Genomic DNA, 439 nt, shown 5'->3' with positions numbered 1-439 from the left:
CTCGCCCGATGCCGGGTCCAGAAGGCGGTGAGGTCGCCGCCGAGCGCCGCCAGCTCGCGCTCGAGCCAGGCGCGGTGCTCGCCGCGGCGTGCGCCGTTGGGGGATAGGACGGTGCTGGCGTCGCGCCAGTAAAAATCGTCGATGCCGGCGGTCGTGAAGGAAAAGCCAGGGAAGGCGTTGGCAAGGGCGGGGGCCAGGTTGGCGTCGGCTGAGGCCGGGTCGAGACCGGCAAGCACGGTCTCGACCGTTGCGGCGTCGGGCAGGCGGATCGGATTGGCGGACATCGGGCTGCTTTCTCGGCCGAAGCGGGCCGCGCGGACGGCGCCGCCGGCGATGATCGGGACGATTCTGGCGGATTTGGGCGGCGAGATCAATCACTATCGATAAGGGCTCATTATCGATAGTGATAAGCCAAGCGAAAGCAACGGTGTCGCTTTTC

At 67.4% G+C, this 439-nt stretch carries 1 pseudogene; it reads right to left on the bottom strand.

The features are described 5' to 3' along the window. Positions 1-284: pseudogene (locus ACWGS9_RS35390) on the bottom strand (hypothetical protein); the annotation flags it as partial. Positions 285-439: the final 155 nt, after the last annotated feature.

The sequence above is a fragment of the Mesorhizobium sp. Arg314 genome (genome assembly GCF_053714275.1).
The sequence above is the reverse complement of the archived record's forward strand: the minus strand, read 5'-3'. Positions and strand labels throughout refer to the sequence as shown.